Origin of the sequence: Parvibaculum sp. (assembly GCF_035511255.1) — a bacterium.
GTDB lineage: Bacteria > Pseudomonadota > Alphaproteobacteria > Parvibaculales > Parvibaculaceae > Parvibaculum.
This window is the reverse complement of the sequence record NZ_DATKFR010000475.1, coordinates 1-3,233: the sequence shown is the minus strand read 5'-3', so window position 1 is coordinate 3,233 and position 3,233 is coordinate 1. Positions and strand designations below refer to the sequence as shown.

Annotated in this window: 4 protein-coding genes and 1 tRNA gene; all 5 read left to right on the top strand. The window is 65.9% G+C overall.

The window, feature by feature from the left end:
• On the top strand, positions 1 to 264 hold a 264-nt coding region (locus VMR03_RS17660; RefSeq protein ID WP_414693203.1), incomplete at its 5' end, for a precorrin-2 dehydrogenase/sirohydrochlorin ferrochelatase family protein.
• Complete coding sequence (locus VMR03_RS17655) at positions 261 to 1,064, top strand: phosphoadenylyl-sulfate reductase (protein WP_325407553.1); 804 nt, start codon at positions 261 to 263, stop codon at positions 1,062 to 1,064. The genes VMR03_RS17660 and VMR03_RS17655, both read left to right, overlap by 4 nt.
• An 88-nt stretch (positions 1,065 to 1,152) precedes the next feature.
• Positions 1,153 to 1,237, top strand: a tRNA-Leu gene (locus VMR03_RS17650).
• Between the two features lie 278 nt (positions 1,238 to 1,515).
• The gene (locus VMR03_RS17645; protein ID WP_325407551.1) at positions 1,516 to 2,376 is read left to right on the top strand and encodes a Kelch repeat-containing protein; all 861 of its coding nucleotides are present in this window, start codon (positions 1,516 to 1,518) and stop codon (positions 2,374 to 2,376) included.
• 23 nt (positions 2,377 to 2,399) lie between these two features.
• The coding region (locus VMR03_RS17640) for an acyl-CoA dehydrogenase family protein (protein WP_325407549.1) at positions 2,400 to 3,233 on the top strand (834 nt) is incomplete at its 3' end.

Below are 3,233 nucleotides of genomic sequence, written 5' to 3'. Positions count from 1 at the left end.
GACGTGAAGGCGCTTTGCGACTTCCACGTGCCATCGACGGTGAGGCGGGGCGACCTGCTTCTGACAGTTTCGACCGGGGGAAAGTCCCCGGGCCTCGCGCGGCGCCTCCGGCGCTATCTCGAGGATTTGTTCGACCCCGATTGGGCCGGACGGCTTCAGGACCTGGCGGAACGCCGGGACGCCTGGCGCGAGGAGGGCCTGGACATGTCCGAAATCGGACGGCGGACCGAGGCCCATATCGATGAGAAAGGTTGGCTCCCATGACAGTCCTGCAGCTCAAGAGCCATGAAAACCGGGCGGCCGTAATGGACGCCCAGACCGTGGTTTCGCCGCGCCTGAGCGGCTTGCGCGAACGCTACGAGGGGCTGACCGGACAGGCTTTGCTCGAAGCGACGATCAAGGGCGAATTCGCGGGCAAGATCGCGGTCGTTTCCTCGTTCGGCGCCGAGTCTGCCGTGCTTCTGCACATGGTTGCCGAGATCGATCCGGCCACACCGGTCATCTTCCTGAACACCGGCAAGCTTTTCGGCGAGACGCTGCGTTATCGCGACCGCCTGCAGGAGCGCCTTGGCCTGACCGATGTGCGCGCCGCCGGGCCGCACCCGGCCGATCTTGCTGCGCGCGATCCGAACGGCGCGCTGTGGAACGCCGACCCCGACGCCTGCTGCTTCGTGCGCAAGGTTCTGCCGCTCGAACGGGCCCTGAAGGGCTTCGAGGCCTCGATCACTGGCCGCAAGCGCTTCCAGACCTCCGCCCGGACGACCATGGAGCCGATCGAGGAGGAGGCCGTGCGCGGCACCGGCGAGCCCGGCAGCGCCAGGGGTACGCGCTTCAAGATCAACCCGCTGGCTCTCTGGGGCCAGGAGGAGCTTGAGCGGTACACCGACGCAAACAGGCTGCCCCGTCATCCGCTGGTGAAGGACGGATACCTCTCCATCGGCTGCATGCCCTGCACCGAGCGCGTGCCGGAAGGCGGCAGCTATCGCGACGGCCGCTGGGTCGGCCGCGACAAGGACGAATGCGGCATCCACCTGCCGATCAACACGGGCGGCGACGGTATCTGAAGCCCGTCCCGCTTATTCCGCCGTCCCTCAATTTGCAGCTTGAGTAGCCGTGAGGGATTTGTTACATCGGCGCGTCCTTGAGACATGCGCGGTCGTGGCGGAATTGGTAGACGCGCAGCGTTGAGGTCGCTGTGGGGCAACCCGTGGAAGTTCGAGTCTTCTCGACCGCACCATGCCGCAAGGACAAGACGAAGAGCCGGCTCCCGAAAGGGTGGCCGGCTTTTTCTTTGGCTCTCCTCTTTGGGACATCCGGGCGCGCTGGCGAGAGGCGCGCAAATGACGCACACTGCCGCCGAACTTTCCGTCCGCTGTCGCCATGGCGGCCACGATTGCCGAGGCCTTGATGCGTGTGTTGTCGTCGTTCCGTCTGTCCCTGCCTTTTTTGTGTCTGTGTCTCCTCGGGATCCTGCCGGGTCCTGCTTGGGCGGAAGCCTGGCATGAAGGCAATCCCATGACGACGGCGCGCGCCAATGCGGGCGCGGCGGTTCTGGGCTCCGACCTTTATGTCGTCGGCGGCGGGAGTACGTCGGGTCCGCGGGCGCTGACCGAGGTCTACGACACGATCGGCGACATCTGGCGCGCCGACGTGGCGCTGCCCATCGGACTCGAGCAGTTCGGCATCGCGGCGAGCGACGGCAGGATTTACATCGCCGGCGGTTACGCGACGGGCGGTACGCGCGACGATCCGACGGTGGACGAGACGAATGCGATGTGGATCTTCGATCCCGCGCGCGGCTGGCGTAACGGCGCGCCGATGCCGGACGCGCGCGTCGCCCTGGGCCTCGCGGCGGTGGGCGGCAAGCTTTATGCGGTCGGCGGACGGGGCGTCGAGGCGGGCCGCGTATTCATCTATGATCCGGCGGCCGACGTCTGGTCGACGGCCAGGAGCAATCTGCCGGCGCCGCGCGCGCGGGCGGCGGTCGTTGCGCTCGGCACCGACATTTACGTCATCGGCGGCATCGAGGACGGCAGGCCGACGGCGCGCGTCGACATCTTCGATACGACGCGCGACGCCTGGCGCGCCGGGCCGTCCCTGCCGATCGCGCGCGAAGGCCATGCTGCGGCGCTGCTCGACGGCAGGATTCATGTGCTGGGCGGCGAAAGCCTGTCGCCGCCGAAAACCTATGGCGATCACTTCGTGCTTGCGAACGGCGCCTGGTCTCGCGCCGCGCCCTTGCCGACGCCGCGCCACGGCGCTGTTGCCGGGGTTGCGGGCGGCAAGCTTTTCGTCGTCGGGGGAAGTCCCGGCGCCGGCGTCTATACGGTCTTTACCCAGACCGATGTCGTCGATATCTACTCACCCGGCAAATAGAACAATAAAGAAGGTTCGCCGCCATGGCTTCCGATTTTCAATCGCTCGATTTCGACCTCGGCGAAACCGCCGACATGATCCGCGACACCGTGCGGTCCTATACGGCGGACCGGATCGCGCCGCGCGCCGCCGAGATCGACGCCTCCAATATGTTTCCGCGCGACCTCTGGCCCGAGCTCGGCAATCTCGGTCTCCTCGGCATTACGGTCGAGGAAGAATTTGGCGGGGCGGGGCTCGGCTATCTCGAGCATGTGGTCGCGATGGAAGAGATCAGCCGCGGCTCGGCGAGCGTCGGTCTGTCCTACGGGGCGCATTCCAATCTCTGCGTCAATCAGCTTCGCCGCTGGGGCACGGATGCGCAGAAGCACAAATATCTGCCGAAGCTCATCTCGGGCGAGCATGTCGGCGCGCTCGCGATGTCGGAGCCGGGTGCGGGCTCGGATGTCGTCTCGATGCGCTTGAGAGCCGAGAAGAGGGGCGACCGCTACGTCCTCAACGGCAACAAGATGTGGATCACCAACGGGCCGGATGCCGAAACGCTGATCGTCTATGCGAAGACCGAACCGCAAGCCGGGCCGAAGGGCATCACGCCCTTCATCATCGAAAAGAGCTTCAAGGGGTTCAAGCCGGCACAGAAGCTCGACAAGCTCGGCATGCGCGGCTCGAACACGGCCGAACTCGTCTTCGAGGATTGCGAAGTGCCCGAGGAGAATGTTCTCGGCAAGCTGAACGAAGGCGTGCGCGTGCTGATGTCGGGCCTCGACTATGAGCGCGCGGTGCTCTCGGGTGGACCGCTTGGCATCATGCAGGCCTGCATGGATGTCGTGGTGCCCTATGTGCATGACCGCAAGCAGTTC

Excerpts from the sequence above, each read along its gene's own strand:
- VMR03_RS17655 (WP_325407553.1), top strand. The coding sequence starts at position 261 with ATGACAGTCCTGCAGCTCAAGAGCCATGAAAACCGGGCGGCCGTAATG.
- VMR03_RS17645 (WP_325407551.1), top strand. The coding sequence starts at position 1,516 with ATGACGACGGCGCGCGCCAATGCGGGCGCGGCGGTTCTGGGCTCCGAC.